This is a genomic window from Nocardia crassostreae (genome assembly GCF_001613405.1).
In the GTDB taxonomy this organism is placed as follows: Bacteria; Actinomycetota; Actinomycetes; order Mycobacteriales; family Mycobacteriaceae; genus Nocardia; species Nocardia crassostreae.
Genome location: NZ_BDCH01000014.1, coordinates 230,729 through 248,354, shown reverse-complemented (window position 1 = coordinate 248,354; position 17,626 = coordinate 230,729). Strand labels below are relative to the sequence as shown.

17 protein-coding genes and 1 pseudogene are annotated in these 17,626 nt (G+C 68.2%); 10 read left to right on the top strand and 8 right to left on the bottom strand.

Annotated elements, in window-relative coordinates:
- Positions 1 to 22: 22 nt before the first annotated feature.
- Positions 23 to 553 carry a TetR/AcrR family transcriptional regulator C-terminal domain-containing protein gene (locus tag NC4_RS13740; protein ID WP_084529038.1) on the bottom strand — a complete coding sequence of 177 codons (531 nt, stop codon included), beginning with the start codon at positions 551 to 553 and terminating at the stop codon, positions 23 to 25.
- Between the two features lie 26 nt (positions 554 to 579).
- On the opposite strand from NC4_RS13740, the gene NC4_RS13735 reads away from it, so the two are divergent.
- From NC4_RS13735 to NC4_RS13725, 3 genes are all read left to right on the top strand, one after another.
- Positions 580 to 1,080, top strand: coding sequence for an FAD-dependent oxidoreductase (locus NC4_RS13735; RefSeq protein ID WP_245721672.1), 501 nt, complete (start codon positions 580 to 582; stop codon positions 1,078 to 1,080).
- Positions 1,081 to 1,340: 260 nt separating this feature from the next.
- Positions 1,341 to 2,636 (top strand): DUF4139 domain-containing protein, encoded by a 1,296-nt coding sequence (locus NC4_RS13730; RefSeq protein ID WP_067537323.1) that lies wholly within the window; start codon positions 1,341 to 1,343, stop codon positions 2,634 to 2,636.
- 165 nt (positions 2,637 to 2,801) lie between these two features.
- Positions 2,802 to 3,089, top strand: coding sequence for a hypothetical protein (locus tag NC4_RS13725; RefSeq protein ID WP_067537320.1), 288 nt, complete (start codon positions 2,802 to 2,804; stop codon positions 3,087 to 3,089).
- Between the two features lie 55 nt (positions 3,090 to 3,144).
- Here NC4_RS13725 and NC4_RS13720 read toward each other — a convergent pair whose 3' ends face one another.
- From NC4_RS13720 to NC4_RS13700, 5 genes are all read right to left on the bottom strand, one after another.
- Positions 3,145 to 3,975 carry an LLM class F420-dependent oxidoreductase gene (locus tag NC4_RS13720; RefSeq protein ID WP_067538041.1) on the bottom strand — a complete coding sequence of 277 codons (831 nt, stop codon included), beginning with the start codon at positions 3,973 to 3,975 and terminating at the stop codon, positions 3,145 to 3,147.
- Positions 3,976 to 4,088: 113 nt separating this feature from the next.
- Positions 4,089 to 4,676 (bottom strand): TetR/AcrR family transcriptional regulator, encoded by a 588-nt coding sequence (locus NC4_RS13715; protein WP_067537317.1) that lies wholly within the window; start codon positions 4,674 to 4,676, stop codon positions 4,089 to 4,091.
- A gap of 315 nt (positions 4,677 to 4,991) precedes the next feature.
- Entirely contained in the window at positions 4,992 to 5,678 is a 687-nt protein-coding gene (locus tag NC4_RS13710) for a TetR/AcrR family transcriptional regulator (protein WP_084529036.1), read from the bottom strand.
- Positions 5,662 to 6,807: an acyl-CoA dehydrogenase family protein gene (locus NC4_RS13705; RefSeq protein WP_067537314.1), complete on the bottom strand. Its 1,146-nt coding sequence runs from the start codon at positions 6,805 to 6,807 to the stop codon at positions 5,662 to 5,664. Before NC4_RS13705 ends, NC4_RS13710 begins: the two co-directional genes overlap by 17 nt.
- An 83-nt stretch (positions 6,808 to 6,890) precedes the next feature.
- Positions 6,891 to 7,586 carry a TetR/AcrR family transcriptional regulator gene (locus NC4_RS13700; RefSeq protein WP_067538036.1) on the bottom strand — a complete coding sequence of 232 codons (696 nt, stop codon included), beginning with the start codon at positions 7,584 to 7,586 and terminating at the stop codon, positions 6,891 to 6,893.
- A gap of 191 nt (positions 7,587 to 7,777) precedes the next feature.
- On the opposite strand from NC4_RS13700, the gene NC4_RS13695 reads away from it, so the two are divergent.
- The 3 genes from NC4_RS13695 to argS all read left to right on the top strand — a co-directional run bounded on the left by NC4_RS13695 (position 7,778) and on the right by argS (position 11,385).
- Positions 7,778 to 7,993, top strand: a complete 216-nt coding sequence (locus NC4_RS13695; RefSeq protein WP_067537311.1) for a hypothetical protein — start codon at positions 7,778 to 7,780, stop codon at positions 7,991 to 7,993.
- A complete protein-coding gene (locus NC4_RS13690) occupies positions 7,990 to 9,522 on the top strand; it encodes a hypothetical protein (protein WP_067537308.1) in 1,533 nt (510 codons plus the stop codon). The genes NC4_RS13695 and NC4_RS13690 overlap by 4 nt, the downstream gene beginning before the upstream one ends.
- Positions 9,523 to 9,597: 75 nt before the next feature.
- Positions 9,598 to 11,385, top strand: a complete 1,788-nt coding sequence (gene argS / locus NC4_RS13685) for an arginine--tRNA ligase (RefSeq protein WP_067537304.1) — start codon at positions 9,598 to 9,600, stop codon at positions 11,383 to 11,385.
- A 25-nt stretch (positions 11,386 to 11,410) separates the two neighbouring features.
- Here the strand turns inward: argS and NC4_RS13680 are convergent, their stop codons facing one another.
- Complete coding sequence (locus NC4_RS13680) at positions 11,411 to 12,289, bottom strand: sugar phosphate nucleotidyltransferase (protein ID WP_067537303.1); 879 nt, start codon at positions 12,287 to 12,289, stop codon at positions 11,411 to 11,413.
- A gap of 262 nt (positions 12,290 to 12,551) precedes the next feature.
- Here NC4_RS13680 and NC4_RS13675 point away from each other — a divergent pair, with 262 nt between their 5' ends.
- From NC4_RS13675 to NC4_RS42545, 3 genes and pseudogenes are all read left to right on the top strand, one after another.
- A complete protein-coding gene (locus tag NC4_RS13675; protein ID WP_084529034.1) occupies positions 12,552 to 14,033 on the top strand; it encodes an SDR family NAD(P)-dependent oxidoreductase in 1,482 nt (493 codons plus the stop codon).
- Between the two features lie 369 nt (positions 14,034 to 14,402).
- A complete protein-coding gene (locus NC4_RS38970) occupies positions 14,403 to 14,981 on the top strand; it encodes a GNAT family N-acetyltransferase (RefSeq protein WP_084529124.1) in 579 nt (192 codons plus the stop codon).
- A pseudogene (locus NC4_RS42545) lies at positions 14,978 to 15,347 on the top strand (DUF2784 domain-containing protein); the annotation flags it as partial. The gene NC4_RS38970 and the pseudogene NC4_RS42545, both read left to right, overlap by 4 nt.
- Here the strand turns inward: NC4_RS42545 and NC4_RS13665 are convergent.
- The gene (locus NC4_RS13665) at positions 15,239 to 16,075 is read right to left on the bottom strand and encodes a thioesterase II family protein (protein ID WP_067537300.1); all 837 of its coding nucleotides are present in this window, start codon (positions 16,073 to 16,075) and stop codon (positions 15,239 to 15,241) included. The pseudogene NC4_RS42545 and the gene NC4_RS13665 sit on opposite strands and share 109 nt — an antisense overlap.
- Positions 16,076 to 16,185: 110 nt before the next feature.
- Here NC4_RS13665 and NC4_RS13660 point away from each other — a divergent pair, with 110 nt between their 5' ends.
- The gene (locus tag NC4_RS13660; RefSeq protein WP_067538027.1) at positions 16,186 to 17,496 is read left to right on the top strand and encodes a CoA transferase; all 1,311 of its coding nucleotides are present in this window, start codon (positions 16,186 to 16,188) and stop codon (positions 17,494 to 17,496) included.
- The last annotated feature ends 130 nt before the right edge of the window (positions 17,497 to 17,626 follow it).

The following is a 17,626-nucleotide window of genomic DNA, read 5'->3' as shown; positions in this document are numbered from 1 at the left end:
GCGCCTTTATGGTGCGGGCGGGTTACCGATTCGGGTTGGGCGGCTTCGTGTTCGAGGGTCCGGGGTCGCCGTGCGGTGAGTTCGCCAGGCGGGCCCCGATGCCGTCGAGGAGGAAATCCAGACCGGTGTGGAAGGTCTGGTCGGGGTCGAGGTGGGCGGCGTCGCGGATGACCGTGGCCAGGGCGGGGTAGTGGCCGGTGGCGAAGGTGCGCTCCAGATACGGGCCGAAGGTTTGCTGCCATTGGGTCTGGTCCAGGCCGGTGGTTCGTTCGGTGCGTCGTTCGGTGATCTCGCGGCGCACCGCGCCGATGACGTAGGCGGTGACGGCGTCGACGATCGGCATGACGGCGTCCACGTCGATGCCGTGCAGGGCGGCGACCACGGCCTCGCCTCGGGCCAGGGCGTGCGGGCCGAGTGCGGGGCGGCCGCCGAGCAGGTCGGCGAACCATTCGTGCTGGTGTGCGGCGTTGCGGGTGGTTTCGGCGAGGGAGCGCAGCGCCGTGCGCCAGCTGTCGCCTTCGGGTCGGATCTCGGCGTAGATCGCGTCGACCATGAGGTCTCGGCGACGGGGTGTCGCTGGTGGCGCAGCGCAATGGCGACGGCCGGGTGCGCCTCGGCGTGAGCTTCTACAACACCGGCGCGGACTGGTTCGCGACCAGCGGCATTCCCGTCGACGACCCGGCCGCGGCGCGGGCCCGGCTGATCGAGCTCCTGCCGGGCTGGGACGCTCGGTTCACCGCGCTCATCGCCGCCTGCGACGACACGATCGTGCCGCGCGCGATCACCACGCTGCCGGTGGGCTTGACCTGGCCGTCGACGCCGGGGCTGACGCTGGTCGGGGATGCCGCGCATCTGATGCCGCCGGTGGGCGAGGGCGCCAATATGGCGTTGCTCGACGGCGCGGTGCTCGGCCGTGCGCTGGCCGCGCACCCGCACGACTTCGCCTGCACCGTCGCCGAATACGAGCGCGAGATGTTCGACCGCACCAGCGCCGCCGCGCGAATGTCGGCGCAGTTGCAGGAGTTGCTGACCGCACCGGACACCGCCCAGAACATGCTCGCTTTCTTCCAGCCCGGCTGACCGGTCCTCGGACGGCGCGACATCTCGCAGTGGTCCCGGTGCCCGCCGCCCATCCGGACCGGTCGGCGCATCCCGCTGGGAAATCCCCGGAGACGGTGCGACATCTCGCGGTGGCGGCAACGCTCGGCTCCCGCTCGGATCGGTGCGTGCCTTCCGCTCGAGGGGAATCGCCGGTCGCGCAACGCCGGTGGGGTGCATCGGGGTTCGGATGCTGGCGAAACATCGTCGCGGCGTGGGCGGGGCGCGGGTAGCCTCGCGGCGTGACCACTGTGGATGCACCCATCGTCGCTGTCATCGTCTATCCGGGCCCCGCCCGCATCACCCGGCGCGCGGTCGTCGCGGTCGAGGCCGGGGCCCGGCAGATCACGCTCGGCGGTTTGCCGCTGGGGCTGGTGCGGGATTCGGTGCGCGTCAATGGGCGCGGGGCGGCGAGCGTGGTGGGCGTGGACGTTGCCCTGCAACAGCATCCGCGCTCCCTCGAACGCCGCCTCGCCGCGCATCGCAAGCAGCGCGAGCCCGATCGACGCACGGTGGTCGTGGATCTGGATGTGACCGCGGCCGGGGAGATCGAGCTGGACCTGTCCTATGTCATCGACGACGCGCGCTGGACCTCGAGCTACGACATCCGGTTGCGCGGTGAGCAGCTCACCCTCACCTGGTATGCCGAGATCACCCAGAGCACCGGCGAGGACTGGCCCGAATGCGAGCTGGCCCTGTCCACGGCGCGCCCGGCCATCACCGCCGAACTGCCCGAGCTGCACCCGTGGTTCCTCGACCGTATGCTCCCGCCCGTGCCGGTCGCCGCGGCCGTCGCCTACGGCGCGCCGCCGCCCGCGCCGGGCGGGGCGATGATGCCCCGATCCGCACCCACGCGTGCCGAGGCCGCCGCGCAACTCGACGATTTCGCCGCCGCCCCCGAACCGGTCGTCGAGCACGGCGCCGCGGCCACGACCTACCGTCCCGCGCGGGCGGTCGCGGTCCCCGGCGACGGCACCGCTCATCGCGCCACGGTCGCGGTCATCGATCTGGCCGCCGCGCTCGATCACGTGACCGCCCCGGTGCGCGGCCCGGAGGCGTTCCTGCGCGCCACCGCGGTCAACACCTCCGAGCACACGCTGCGCCCCGGCCGGGCCTCGGTGTTCCACGAATCCGAATTCGTCGGCACCACCACCCTGGAGGTGTGGGCGCCCAAGGAGGAGATCGAGCTGAATCTCGGTGTGGACGACCGCATCCGGGTCGAGCGGGAGCTGGTCAAACGCACGGCGGGCAAGGCCGTGCTGGGCAGCAGCACCCGCCGCGAGCTCACCTACCTCATCACGATCGGCAACTACGGCCGCCGCGCCACGAAAGTCACCGTCCTGGACCAGATCCCGGTCTCGCGTGACGACGGCATCCTCGTCAAGGACGTCACCGTCCGCCCGGATCCGGTGCAGCGCACCGATCTCGGCGAACTGTCGTGGAAGCTGCCGCTCGAGCCGGGCGCGACCGCCGAGATCACGGTGCGGTTCCGCGTGGACCTCGCGCGCGGCGTGGAGTTGCGCGGCTGGCGCGAATAGCCCGGGCGCGGCAGCATTTTCGATCTTGCCGCGGTGTTTCCTCCGCACGGCGCACCCGCGTGTCGCCGGGTTTTCACCCGGTTGGCCCGCTGCGGGAGCGTCGCGGTGCCTACCCTCGCCGTGTTGGCATCAGCAAGCCGACGAGTCCGACGAAAGGCGGTCATCATGGCAATCGGTGTAGTGCTGGAGTTCCCCGGAGCGACACTCGACCAATACGATGCAGTGCTCGAGGTCCTGGGCTTCACCGCGCAGGGTCCCGGTGCTCCGGGCGGTCTGTTCCATTGGGTCACCGCCCACGACACCGGTTTTCGCGTTACCGATGTGTGGGAGTCCCAGGAGACCTTCGAACGGTTCGCCACCGAGCAGATCGGCCCGGCCGCAGCCAAGGTCGGTCTACCCAATCCCCCGGAAATCACCTTCTACCCCGTGCACAACTACCTGACCGCGGGCTGACCGCCCGACGACCCTCGGAACCTCCTGCACGCCAGGAGGTTCCGAAACCCGGCGGCTAGATGTGCGCGGCCAGTGCGGGAGCCAGGACGCGCAGCGCGGGCAGCGGGTCGCCGAGGATCTGCACGGCCACATGGTCGCCCCCGGCGCGCAGGTGCGCGGCGAGCCGGTCGGCGATCTGCTCGGGGCTGCCGTGTGCGACGAGCGCGTCGACGAGACGGTCGCTGGCAGGGGCGGTCAGGTCGGCGTCGGTGAACCCGTAACGACGCAGATTGCTGGTGTAGTTGCGCAAACCCAGGTAGAAGTCGACGGTATTGCGGCCGGTCGTGCGGGCGCGCTCGGCATCGGTGTCGAGGACGACCTTGTTTTCGGTGGCGATGAGGGTGTCGGGACCAAGCAGCTCGCGCAGGCTCGCGGTGTGTTCCGGAACGGTCAGATACGGCAGCGCCCCCAGCGTGCGGTCGCGCGCGAGGGTGGCCACGCGCGGGCCGAAGGCGGCCAGAGCGCACCGATCGGCGGGCACCGCCGCCTCGTCGAGGTCGTCGAGATAGGCGGCCAACGCGTCATAGGGTTTGGTGTAGGCGTCGGTGTGCTCCCGATGCCCGGCGCCCACACCGAGCAGGAAGCGGCCCGGGAACCGGTCCTCGAGGCGGTGGAAGGCGGCCGCGGCGTCTTTGGCCGGGGTGGCCCAGATATTGATGATGCTGGTGGCCACGGTGAGGGTCGAGGTAGCTTCGAGGAGGGCGTCGTATCCGTCCCAATCCGCGGGCGGGGAACCCCCGAGCCACACGGTGCCGTAGCCGAGTTGCTCGAGCTCGCTCACCGCGGCGGGGCTCAGGGCCGAGTAGTGCTGCCAGACACCGACTTTTCCGAGATCGTCCTTTGCCATACCGGCAGCCAACAGCTCAGGGTCCGGCCGCATTCCCGGCGCGCGGTCACCGTGGTCGTCTGCGAACCGGACGGGGCTGCCGGGCAAGTCGATCCGCGCTCGTCACGGTGGGCCTAGGTGCCTTCGTCCAGGAGGGCGCGCAGCGCCGCGTCGGCGACGTGCCGCAGCTCGTCGCGGCTGCGCCCGGCCGCGGCCTGGACGGCGATGCCGTCCGAGATCGTGTGCACGAGTGCCGCCAGGGCGGCCGGATCCCAGCGGGACGTCAGATCGGTGGCCTGCTCGAGCCGCCTGCGCAGCGCCGACTCACCGGCTTTGCGTACCGCGACGGCGTCCCGGCGGACCGTGTGCGAGTCGGGTCCGCAGGCTTGAACGGTCTTGACGCACACGCAACCCCGGGGCGTGTTCGCCCCCGCGGCCAGGTCGACGGCCCCGTGGATCAGCCGCTCGACGACCTCGCGGCCGGTGGGCGCGTCCAGCGCGTCGGCGGCGTAGGCGCCGGGGCCGTCGAGGTAGCGGGCGAGGACCTTGCCGAACAGTTCCTCCTTGTTGCCGAAGGCGGCATAGAGGCTGGGCTTGTTGATGCCCATCGCGGCGGTCAGGTCGGCCAGCGAGGTGCCTTCGTAGCCGTGCCGCCAGAACACCTCCAGCGCGTGGCCGAGTGCGGCGTCCGCGTCGAACGAGCGTGGTCGTCCACCTGGCATACCGCCCTCAGTAGCCCGTACCCGACACCTATCGCACCGTCCCCGCCGGCATCCGGATCGGCCCACCGGCCAATATCGCAGCCCTCTACCAGGAGGTCGCTCGAGCCATCGCCGAAGGCCGACAACCGTATCCCAGCTTCGAGACCGCGCTGCGCCACCACCGGCTCCTCGCCGCCATCGAACAGTCCGCGGCCGATGGAAGCGTCCGCTCCATCTCGTAGCCGTCAGGGAGCGCGACAGGGTGATGTCCGCACCGATCCGGCAGCGGCCCGGTGGCCTCCCCGAAACAGGTAACCGGGCCGCTGCGCGCCGGATTCAGTTGCTGCCGTTCACTTTCGGGAACGATTCGGTGATTAGCGTGGTGAGCGTGTCGCACAGCAGGTCGTGGACCTGCGGGCGGTCGAGGCTGCCGCGCACGATCCATTCCCGGCCCGCGGCCTTCACCAGGCCGCCGTAACAGCGGACCAGGGCCCGCAGTTCGGCGCTGTGCAGCGAATCGCCGAGGCCGACCATCTGGACGACGCGTTCGGCGGCGGCATCGTCGGCCTCGTCGAGGATGCGCTGCACCTCCGGGTCGTCGCCGATGCCTTCCAGGCCGGTGACCTTCACCCAGGTGGTGCCGTGCTCGCCGAGGGTGTCCAGCAGCCACGACACGCTGGCGTCGATGCGTTCGCGGGTGGTGCCGGTGGTGGGCACCACCATGTGGGCCGGCCGCGGCAGGGTCACCATGCGGCGCACGACCGCCAGGTAGAGGTCGCGTTTATTGCCGAAGTAGTGGTTGATCAGGCCGCGCGCCACCCCGGCCCGCTGGGCCAACTCGGCCGTGGACACGGCGGCATAGGGACGTTCGCCGAACATCTCGATGGCGCAGGCCAGGATTTGCGCGCGGCGTTCGTCGGGTTCGAGCCGACGCCGCCGCGACGGCGCGTCAGGCTCGGCAGCGCCGGGTGCGGCGCCGCCGGTGGGGGTCGGCTCGATCGTGGTGTCAGAGTGAGCGGGCAATGAGGTCCTTCATCACCTCGTTGGCGCCCGCGAGGATCCGCAGAACCCGGGCGCCGGTGTACAACTGGGAAATCGGGTATTCGGTCATGTATCCGTAGCCGCCGAACAGTTGCAGGCAGCGATCCACCACATTACCGAGTTGGTCGGTCAACCAGTACTTCGACATCGCGGCGGCGGGAATGTCGAGCTCACCGCGCAGGTGCTTGCTGATGCAGTCGTCGAGGAATACGCGCGCGACCTTGGCGATGGTGGCGCACTCGGCGAGCTCGAAACGCGTGTTCTGCATGGCGAACAGCGGTTTGCCGAACGCTTCGCGGCCCTTGGTGTAGTCGACGGTCAGCTGCACCGCCTTCTCAATCATGGCCACCGCCAGGATCGCGGTGACCAGGCGTTCCTGGGCCAGCATCTGCATCATCTGATAGAAGCCCTGGCCCTCGGCCTGCCCCAGCAGATTCGAGGCGGGCACGCGCACGCCGTCGAAGAACAGCTCGGCGGTGTCCTGGCCCTTGCCGCCGATCTTGGACAGGATGCGGCCACGTGGGAATCCCGGCGTCTCGTCGGAGACCTCGGCGAAGATCAGCGAGATACCGGCCGCGCCCTGGCTGGAGTCGGTCTTGGCGGCGATGATGATGCCGTCGCACAGCCAGCCGTTGGAGATGAAGATCTTCTGGCCGGTGATGATGTACTCGTCGCCCTCGCGCACCGCGCGGGTCTTGATGTTCTGCAGATCCGAGCCGGTGCCGGGTTCGGTCATGCCGATGGAGAGCAGCATCTCCCCGCTGGCCGCCTTGGGCAGCACCCGCGCCTTGAGCTCCTCGGACCCGAACTGGTGGATGTAGGGGGCGATGATCGAGGGGTGCACCGACATGCCCAGCGCGCCGTCCCCGGCGTGGGTCTGGGCCTCGATGATGGCGGCCTCGTGCGCGAATGTACCGCCGCCACCGCCGTATTCGGCCGGGATGGCCGCGCACAGCAGGCCCAGTTCACCGGCGCGCCGGTACAGGGCGCGGTCGGGATGGCCCTGGGCGATGAACTTCTCCTCGTGCGGGATCACCTCCTTCTCGAAGAAAGTGGTCGCCAGACCACGAACCGCCTCGACCTCGTCGTCGCTCCATGCGGGGCGTGTCATCGATAGTTCCTTCGCGTCCAAACCGTGCGCTCGCGCGCCTCGTGACTAGCGTGCACGGCTATTGGCGAAGTGTCAACAAAGTCTCAGTGCTCGCCCGACCGGGCCTGGTTGACCTCGGCGAGGGTGGTGAAGATCGGCGTGTCCGGATCGGCCTCGATGCCCTGGCGGCGCAGGAAACCATCCATCAGACCCCACACCAGTTCGGTGGCCTGGTCGACGAATTCGGCGGTCTGGTCCGGAGTCGGGGTGTCGGAATCGGCCAGCCACAGATCGGTGATGGCCACCACCACCCCGATCACCGCGCGCGAGAAATAGTCGATGCCCGACACGTCCAGGGGCACCGCCTCGGCGACCTGCCGCGCCATCTTGGTCAGCCGCCGCGCGGCATCGCGGCCCAGATCGAACTGCAACACCCCCGACCGCTGCACCGACGGCGCCTGGCCCAAATACCGGAAAACGTTGGGGTGCTCCAGGATTCCCTGCGCGTACTGCCCGAACACCCGCCGCAACGCCACCCGCGGCGGCGCCAGCATGAGCGTCATATCCGTCCCGGCCGCCGCGAAGGCCAGCCGCGACATCCGCGCGGCGATCTCGGTGAACAGATCACCCTTGTCGGCGAACTGCCGATACAGCCGCGGTTTGGTGATGCGGGCCTCGCGCGCGATGTCGTCCATGCTCGGGCGCGAGCCGTCGCGATCGATCACCCGAATGGCCGCGTCCACGATGTCGTCGCGGGTCACCACGGTCCTGACAGCCGGTCCGGCACTGGTACGAGCCACAGCCGGAGTGTATACGTACCGCCGGTACGGCCGATACCCCTCGCGCACACCCACACCGATCCCGGTTCGCCGCGTGACACATGCCACACACAAGGTCAACCGACCGGGATCGATTTCGCCTCGACCGTACTGCCAGTATCGGTAACCGTACCGCCGGTACGCACCGGTGCCCACAACCCGGAAGGACGCCGATGACCGACGCCGCACGCCAGCTCACCACCACCCTGCAGGCCCCGCTCCCCGACGCCTTCGACCGGCTCACCGACGCGGACCTGAGAGAACTCGACCGCCTCCTGCAGGTCGCCCTGGCCCGCCGCGCCGACAACCTCGACGCCGCCATCGGCACCTCCCTCGACTTCGTGCCGCGCCTCATGCGCCCGGCCGTCAAGAAAGCACTGGGCCTGTGAGCGAACACCTCGTAGCCGTCGCCGAAACCACCAAACTCGCGCGCCTGCTCGGCATCACCGACGCCACCGAACTCGACTTCCTCGTCGACCTGCCACCCGCCGCCATCCGCCAATTCCGCGAACGCGCCACCGACCTGCTCTTCGACCGCGACGCCAAACGCCTCAAAGGCGTTGCCGCAGCAAGCAAACTGGTACCGGTCGCCATCAGCGCCAAGGTCGCCGAACGCGCCTTCGGACCCGTCCTGTGCGCCGCCACCGCCAGCACCGTCGACCCGCACCGCGCCATCGACATCGCCAAAGCCCTGCCCGCACGCTTCCTCGCCGACTGCGCCGTCCAACTCGACCCGCGCCGCACCGCCGCCATCATCGCCGCGGTACCGCCCGCCATGGTCGCCGACGTCGCCCGCGAACTCCTGCGCCACGGCGACCACATCACCATGGGCCGCTTCGTGCACGTCGTCCCCGAACCCGCCCTTCGCGCCGCCGCGCCGATCATGAGCGACGTCGACCTGCTGCGCATCGCCTTCCTGCTCGAAGACAAATCCGCCATCGACAACGTCCTGCACATCGTGGCCGACCGCGTCCCCGGAGTCATCCGCGCCGCCGCCGAACAGCACATGTGGGCCGAAGGCATCGACCTGCTCGACTCCATCGCACCCCACAACCGCGCCTGGATCGGCGATATCACCGCCGGACTCGGCGCCGACGTCCTCGACGCCATCATCGCCAACGTCCACGACCTCGACGCCTGGGCCACCCTGCTCCCCATCACCGGCGCCATGAGCCCCGACAGCCTGCGCCTGTTCGCCGAACGCCCCGCCGTCCACACCGAACCGGTCCTCGCCGCCATCATGGACACCGCCCTCGACGGCGGCCAATGGCTCGACCTGCTCCCCCTCGCCGCCCACCTACCCCCCGAGGCCCTGACCCTCGTCGCCGCCCGCGTCGGAAACCAAACCGACGCCCGCCTCACCGAACTCATCCACGACGCCGACACCGCCGGACTATGGGACGCCATGATCCCCATAGCCCTCGCCATGACCGACGACCAACGCCGCCACCTGGCCGCCCTGCCCATCATGTCCGACCCCGACGTCCTCCACACCGTCATCACCACCACCGCCGAACACGAACTCTGGTCCCAGGCCCTCCCCCTGGTCGACGCCCTCCCCGACGCAACCAAACCCGTCCTCGCCTCCCACATCGGCGCCCTCACCCGCGACCACCTCCTCGCGGCCCTCCACACCGCCTCCCGCAGCGCCAACATCCACACCCTCGTCGACATCGCCCTATCCCAAGAGAAGACCGGCCGCGCCCGCGTCCTCGAGACCATCGACACCATGCCCGACCTCGAAGACTTCCTCTCCGCCCTCACCCCCGACACCCCCGACACGGTCTGGAACGCCCTCCACCAAGTCCGCGACGAAACCCCACCCACCCTCCTCACCCACCTAGCCGAACGCGCCCGCGAACTCGGCCGCACCACCGACGCCGACGCCCTCCAACCCGCCAGCGCCACCACCGAATAACCCCCGACCGCACCGAAAACCACTGGCGGGCACTGCGATACTGAACCATCCGATCTCCGATGAAAGGACCTCGAGGTGGGCCCCGCTCCCGTCGTACCGCTACTCGACACCGTCGCCACCGCAGTATCGGACGCGATCGGGCGAGTCCGCCCGCACCTGGCGGGGCCGGACCCGGTGGTACGCCGCTCGGATCGAGCCGACTTCCAATCCAACGCCGTCCTGCCCCTGGCACAGCAGACCGGCGTGCCACCGACACAGTTGGCCACCGAACTCGCCGACGAACTCGCCTCCCGCACCGGGGATTCCGTCATCGCCGAGGTGGTGTCCTCGGGGCCCGGCTTCCTCAACATCACGGCCACCGACGCGGCGATCTGGGCACAGCTCGCCGCACGCCTCCACGATCCCCGGCTCGGCGTGGGTACGCCCGCGCAGGGGCAACGAATCATCGTCGACTACTCCGCACCCAATGTGGCCAAGGAAATGCACGTCGGCCATTTGCGGACCACGATCATCGACGACAGCCTCGCCCGCATCCTCGGCTTCCTCGGCGCCGACGTCCTGCGCGCCAACCACCTCGGCGACTGGGGCACCCAGTTCGGAATGCTCATCGAATACATCGACGAGCACCCCGAACAACGCTGGCACACAGACGATATCGGCACCGAATCGACGGTGTCCGCACTCGACGGGCTCTACAAAGCCGCCCGCGCACGATTCGACACCGACCCCGGCTTCGCCGATCGCGCCCGCACCCGCGTCGTCGCCCTGCAGAGCGGAGACCCGCACACCGTCGCCCGCTGGCGCGATATCGTCGGCGAATCCGAAAAAGCGTTCGGCGCCATCTATCAACGACTCGGGGTCCTTCTCACCCCCGACGACTACATCGGCGAATCGTTCTACAACCCCATGCTCGCCGACACCACCACCGAACTACTCGACACCGCGGTGGCCGTCGACAGCGACGGCGCCGTCGTCGTGCTCTCTGAGCAGGTCACCGGACCCGACAACACCCCGGCCGTCCTCATGGTCCGCAAAAGCGACGGCGGCTACGGCTACGATAGCACCGACCTGGCCACCATCCGCTACCGGATCACCACCCTGCGTCCCGACCGCCTGCTCTACGTCACCGATTCCCGCCAAGCCCTGCACTTCCGGCTCATCTTCGAAGCGGCCCGCCGCGCCGGGTGGCTGACCGACGCCGTCGCCGTCCACCACGTCAGCTACGGCACCATCCTCGGCCCGGACGGCAAACCCTTCAAAACCCGCGCGGGCGGCACCGTGCGCCTGATGGACCTGCTCGACGACGCGGTCGCCGCCGCCCGCGCCGTCGCCGCCGCCCGCGCCGTCGTCGCCGAAAAGAATCCGGACCTGCCCGCCGAGGACCTCGATGCCATCGCCGAGCAAGCCGGAAGCGGCGCCGTCAAATACGCCGACCTGTCCACCAGCCGCATCAAGGACTACATGTTCGACACCGAACGCATGACCGCGTTCAACGGAAACACCGGCGTGTACCTGCAATACGCACACGCCCGCATCCGGTCGATCCTGCGCAAGGTCGGCGAACCCGCCCACACCCACGTCGACACCTCGGCCGAACTCGACACCGCCGAGCGCACCCTGGTGCTCGAACTCAACAACTACGCCACAGTCCTGACCGACATCAACCACACCCTCGAACCACACCGCCTGGCCAACTACCTCTACGACCTGGCACGAGCATTCACCGCCTTCTACGACACCTGCCCGGTCCTGACCGCCCCCGAACCAGTGTGCGGCAACCGCATCGCGGCCTGTCAGCTCACCGCCCGCACCCTGGCACACGGCCTGGACCTGCTCGGCATCTCGGCACCCGCACGCCTGTGACCGGTACCGGCGCCCACGCCGACAATTAGCGCGTGGGCGCCAGCGCCGATCCCCGGGAGTCCTCGAAATCCCGTTCCGCACCGGCGAAGTGATTGACCGCGGCGACCAGGCCCTCCACGCGGCCGAGGTCGAAATAGCGGCCGCGGGAGGGGTGCACGCGGAAAGCGGGCGAGTCCGAGCGGAGGACCGCGTCGAGAGCATCGGTGAGGCGAAGCTCGCCCGAGGCGGGATCCGCGCTGATCGAGGACAACACCTCGTAGAAGTCGGGGCCGAACACATATCTGCTGATATTGATCAGCGGTAGTTCGGTCTCATCGGGCACGTCAGGCGACTTCTCCGTGATTCCGCGCAGGACCAGCGCACCGTCGACCGTTCTCGTGTCGAGAACTCCGTAGCGGCTCGAGTTCGCCGGGGCCATCGGCTGACCTACCAGGCCGTAACCGTCACCGGCCAGCGCGGCCAGGTCGGCGAGCGTCGATACACCCGGCTCGTCCGCGAGCAAGTCGTCACTCGAGACGAAGAAGAACCTGTCCTCGCCCACGAACTCGCGGGCGAGCCGGACCGGAACCGCCGTGCCGTAGTCCGACTCCAGCGACTGCTCGAGGAACACCAGATCCGGCACCGTCGCGGTCTCATCCAGCGCGGCCGCCTTCTCGTCCCAGCCACGCACGGCCAGCAGGGCACGCAAGTCCATATCGCAGCCGTAATAGTGTTGGATCTGTGCGCTGCCCTTGCGGACCACGATGCCGATCTGCTCCACACCGGCGCGGGCGCATTCACGGATGACGTAATCGATCGCCGGTCGATTCCCCAGGGGGAGCATCGCCTTGTCGATGGTCTTCGTGATGGGATACATGCGGGTTCCGAGCCCGGCGGCGGCGATAACGGCCTTGCGGATGGTCATTCGTCGCCGCACCCCTCGATCAGGTCAAATACGCACTCGGATAACGGATTACACACATTCCGGCACACACTTCGATCCCCGAGATCGACGCTACCACGGAACAAACCTCGATCCGCTCTCCCGCCCCGCGCGTCCCGATACGACTCTTTCGGCGCTCACCGATTCCGTCATCGTCGTGTAGTGCCGCCGCAGGTGGCGTACACGCACGATGCGACAATGGTCGGGTCAACCACCCCCGCACGAAGGATCACCGCACACCCCGATGGCCGAGAACAGCACCACGGCGTACCCGATCGAAAACGCGGCCAGCGAGAGCGTTGGGGGCGGTATCGACCCCAACGAGTTGGCTATCTGCCTGCGGGTGCTCGAGCAGGCCGGGGAGTTGGACAAGGGGCATCCGGATTCGGTGACCGTACAGCGGTCCGTCAGCCATATGTTCAAAAAGTTCAAGCAGCGGCGGCGGGTCGAGGCTCGGGACGCGATTTCCGAGGCCGACAAGGCTGTCATCGCGGCCACGGCTACCGGGTCGCCCAATCGGATCGATGACGAGACGGCCGGGATTCAGATCAGCTCGAGCACCGAGAGCGGAAGCGCCGGGGAGTTGTTGCGGCCACGGCCGTGCTACATCTGCAAGCAGCGCTATACGCGCGTGGATGCCTTCTATCACCAGCTCTGCCCGGAGTGCGCGGGCAAGAGTCATGGGAAGCGGGATGCGCGGACCGATCTCAGTGGGCGGCGGGCACTGCTGACCGGGGGGCGGGCCAAGATCGGGATGTATATCGCGTTGCGGCTCTTGCGGGATGGGGCGCACACGACGATCACCACGCGCTTTCCCAATGACGCGATTCGACGGTTCGCGGCACAGCCCGACAGTGCCGATTGGTTGCATCGACTGCGGATCGTGGGAATCGATCTGCGAGATCCCGCCCAGGTAGTGGCGCTCGCCGACGACATCGCGGCGCAGGGGCCGCTCGATATTCTGATCAACAATGCCGCGCAGACCGTGCGGCGCTCCCCGGGCGCGTACAGCGCGCTCGTCGAGGCCGAGAACGGACCGCTGCCCGCGGGCGAACTGCCCGATGTCATCACCTTCGGCAAGACCATGCAGGAGCATACCACGGCGCTCACCGCCTCCCTCGCGCCCACCCTGACCGCCGCCGATATCACCGAACAGGCCTTGGTGGCGGGATCGGCGACACCCGAACGCATTTCGCAGGGCGTGGCCATCGACGCCGGAGGGCTCGTGCCCGACCTCGCGCACACCAACAGCTGGGTGCAGGCCGTGGGCGAAGTCGATGCCACCGAACTGCTCGAAGTGCAGCTGTGCAACTCCACCGCACCGTTCATCCTCATCTCGCGGCTGCGCGCCGCCATGGCCGCCGCACCCGCCCGCCGCAAGTACGTCGTCAACGTCACCGCCATGGAAGGCGTATTCGCTCGCGGCTACAAGGGGCCCGGCCATCCGCATACCAATATGGCCAAGGCCGCGCTGAACATGCTCACCCGCACCAGCGCCCGCGAAATGTACGAGACAGACAGCATTCTCATGACTGCTGTCGACACCGGATGGATCACCGACGAGCGGCCGCACTACACCAAGATCCGCCTGGCCGAAGAAGGCTTCCACGCCCCGCTCGACCTGGTCGACGGCGCCGCCCGCGTCTACGACCCCATTGTCCGCGGCGAAGCCGGTGACGACCTGTTCGGCGTCTTCCTCAAGGACTACGAACCCTCCAACTGGTAAAGCACCCCACAACCGAGGGGACGGGCACCCTCTGTTCCCTCTTTTGTTGTTTTTTGAAGGTGAGGTGGGTTGTGCTGAGTTTTCTGGTTTGAGGATACACATAGTTAGATGCGCATATGCCCTTACTGGTATGAAATATGGTCAAGATTCGGAGCCTGACCGTGTTGTTGCACCAAAAACCCACTAGGCGAGATGGTTTCGTCGCTCCGGGGCGCCACTCCCCTCTCAGCCCAGGCCGCTTTGGCAAGACCACTCCCCCGCTCTCATGTCTGCGATATGCTGACGCATTGCATGCGTAGATGTGCATATCGGTATGTCCATCGTCTGATAGATCGAAGCTGATATCGGTTGCGGTCGTATCTGCACGACATGCCACTCACAGAACCCGACCTCACCGGTTTCACGCTCGTGCGGCTCACCGCGCCAGCGGAGCGGGCCTATCGGATCGTCGAGCCGCTGCTGGACGAGTACGTGCGCTGGTGTCTGGACGAATTGGCCGAGCGCGGTGCGGAATTCGACGACCGGACCGCCGCGGTCGGGCATCACAGCCGGAGTTTCCGGGCGAAGCTGCCGGAGTTGCTCGGGGCGCGCGGGCGGTTGCTGGTGGCCTCTACCGGCGGGGATGCGGTCGGGGTGTGCGCGCTCGAACCCGTCGATGCCGACACCGCCGAGATCAAGCGGATGTATGTGCGGCCCGGCGCGCGCGGGGCGGGCATTGCCCGGGCCATGCTGGAGCAGCTGATCGCCGATGCGACCGACCTCGGGTTTCGGACCGCGCGGCTGGAGACCGGCAGATTCATGGCCGCGGCGCAACGGCTCTATCTCTCGCTGGGGTTCACCGATATCCCGATCTTCGACAATGCCGAGGCGAGCATGTCCGGATTCGAATCGCATGTGCGGTTCATGCACTGCCCGCTCGGCAATGGCGCTCCTATCCTGGAGGCATGATCTACCGGCTGCTCGCCGATCTCACCGCGGGCGTGCATTTCGCCTTCGTGGCGTATGTGGTGGTGGGCGGGTTCATTGCCTGGCGGTGGCCGCGCACCATCTGGCTGCATCTGGTGGCGTTCGGGTGGGGGGTTCTCGACGGTGCTGTTCGGATACGACTGCCCGCTCACGTATGTGGAGGATTGGGCGCGGCACCGGGCTGGGCAGGCCGGATTGCCGCCCAGCGGGTTCATCGACCACTACCTCACGGGCGTGATCTATCCGGAGAGTGCGCTGGGGTTGATGCGGGTGTTGGTCGTGGTCGCGGTGCTGGTGTCCTGGATGGGGCTGTTCGTGCTGTCGAGGCGGCGGGCGATGGCCGCGGCCAAGGCGGGCTGATTCTCGGGCAGGTCGAGGTAGAAGTGGCCGCCGGGGAAGGTAGCCGTCTCGAATCCGGCGGTGGTGTAGTCGCTCCACTCCCCCGCCTGCGCGATCGAGGTCGTGGGATCCTCGGTGCTCACGAAAGTCGTGATGGGACAGCGCAGCGGCTCCCCCGGCTGGTATCGGTAGGTCTCGACCGCCCGGTAGTCGTTGCGCAACGGCGGCAGGACCAGTTCGGCCAGGCTCGGCTCGGCGCGCAGAATCGCCACCGAGGACGGATCGTTGGACAGCAGCTCGAGCTGACCGATGAGCCCGTCGTCGGAGCCCAGATGCAAGCGGCCCGGTTCGGCGAAAGCCGGTGCGGGGCGACCGGAAACGATCAGGTGCTTCAGCTCGCGGCCCGCCCCTTCGAGGGCACGGGCGGTCTCGTAGGCGACGGTGGCGCCCATGCTGTGGCCGAACAACGCCAGCGGGGTGGCGGCGGGCCAGCGCAGCAGCTCCTGGGCGATGCGCGCGGCGAGTTCGGTCAGCACCGGCACCGACGGCTCGGCGAGCCGGTCCTGGCGGCCCGGGTACTGCACCGCGAATACGGCTGTGCCCGCGCCGAATCGCTGCGCCAGCGACCGGTATGCGGTCGCGGAGCCGCCGCCGGGCGGCAGGCAGACGAGCACGGTGCGCGGGGCGGGATCCGGGCGCAGTTCGCGCAGCCAGGCGGTACCGGTGAGATTTGCCATACGGTGGATTCTCCTTACGGATTCGCTTCGAGATTAGGGTCGGACGCGTGGCTACCTACGCAGATCTGGTCCGCGCGTACGAGTCCGGTATCGGGATCACCGGATCGAGTATGCCCGCCGTCGATCCCGGCGCGTATCTGGCTGCGACACTGCCGGTATGGGCCCTGTCGGGCGGTGCGGTGGCGGGCTTCGCGCGGGCGGCCGATCGGTTGCGCGTCGCGCGCGGGCTGGCGCCGCTCGGTGCGACGCCGGACCCGGCCCGCGTGGCGGCGGCTTTCTCGAGTGAGAAACTGTTTCGCCTCGATGGCGCGCAGCCGAATATATTCGCAGAGCTGTCGGGCTTTTTCCCGACTGCGGACGGCATTGTGCGTACGCACGCAAACTATTCGCATCATCGCGCCCGCCTGTTGACGATTCTCGAATTACCCGCCGATTCCGGCCGTAATGCCGTTGTTGCCCGAATGGCCGAGCTCACCGCGCAGGAAATCGAGGATCGCGCCGCGGAATCGGGTGCGATCGCCGCGCGGGTGCGCACCGAGGCCGAGTGGGCGGCGAGTCCGCAGGGTAAGGCCGCCGGCGACGGGCCCCTGGTTACCATCGAGCGCCGCACCGGAGCGGGCCCGGCCGAATCCCGCTCTGCCGCAACGGGCATGCTGCCATTGCGCGGCGTGCGGGTACTTGATATGACACGGGTCATCGCCGGACCGGTAGCCACCCGGGCGCTGGCCATGCTGGGTGCGGAGGTATTGCGTATCGATCCGCCGGGATTGCCGGAAATCGAATGGCAGTACCTCGATACCTGTCAGGGCAAGCGTTCCGTATTGTCGGATTTTCATATCGAAACAGTTCATATAGAGGAACTGCTGAGTAACGCCGATGTATTGATCACGGGTTACCGTCCAGGCTCTCTCGATCACCTGGTGCGGGCCGCCGACAAAATTCGGCCAGGAATTGTGCACGGCCGTGTTTCGGCATGGGGTGAGCACGGTCCGTGGGGCGATAGGCGCGGTTTCGACAGCATTGTCCAGGCCGCCTCGGGAATATCGTTGATCGAGGCGCGGCCCGGATCCGCGGGTGAGCCCACGCCCGTCGGGGCGCTGCCTGCGCAGGCCCTCGACCATGCCAGCGGATATCTGCTCGCCGCGGGCGTGCTCGACGCGCTGCTCGCGCGCGAGGACGACGGATTCGGGCGAGATGTACGAGTTGCGCTGGCACGCACCGCATCCTGGCTGCTCACGGCCCCGGGGCGCACACCCGGACATCCGCAGCCGCGGGTGCCGGGCCCGGAATACACACGCACGCACGGGATCGTGACCACCGCCGCGCCCGCATTCACCGCGTATACGGACTATCCGCGGCCAGCTCCGGCCTATGGCGGGGACGTTCCGCGCTGGCATGACCGACCAGACAGTTCGGAATAGTCTCGACGGTGTATACAACCGGCTGCACGCACACTCGCAAACACATCCGCGAATTGTGCGAATTACCTTCGTAGAACTGCTTTTTGTGTCGTTAATAGATGGGATCCTGAAACCGACATCGTTATTGCCA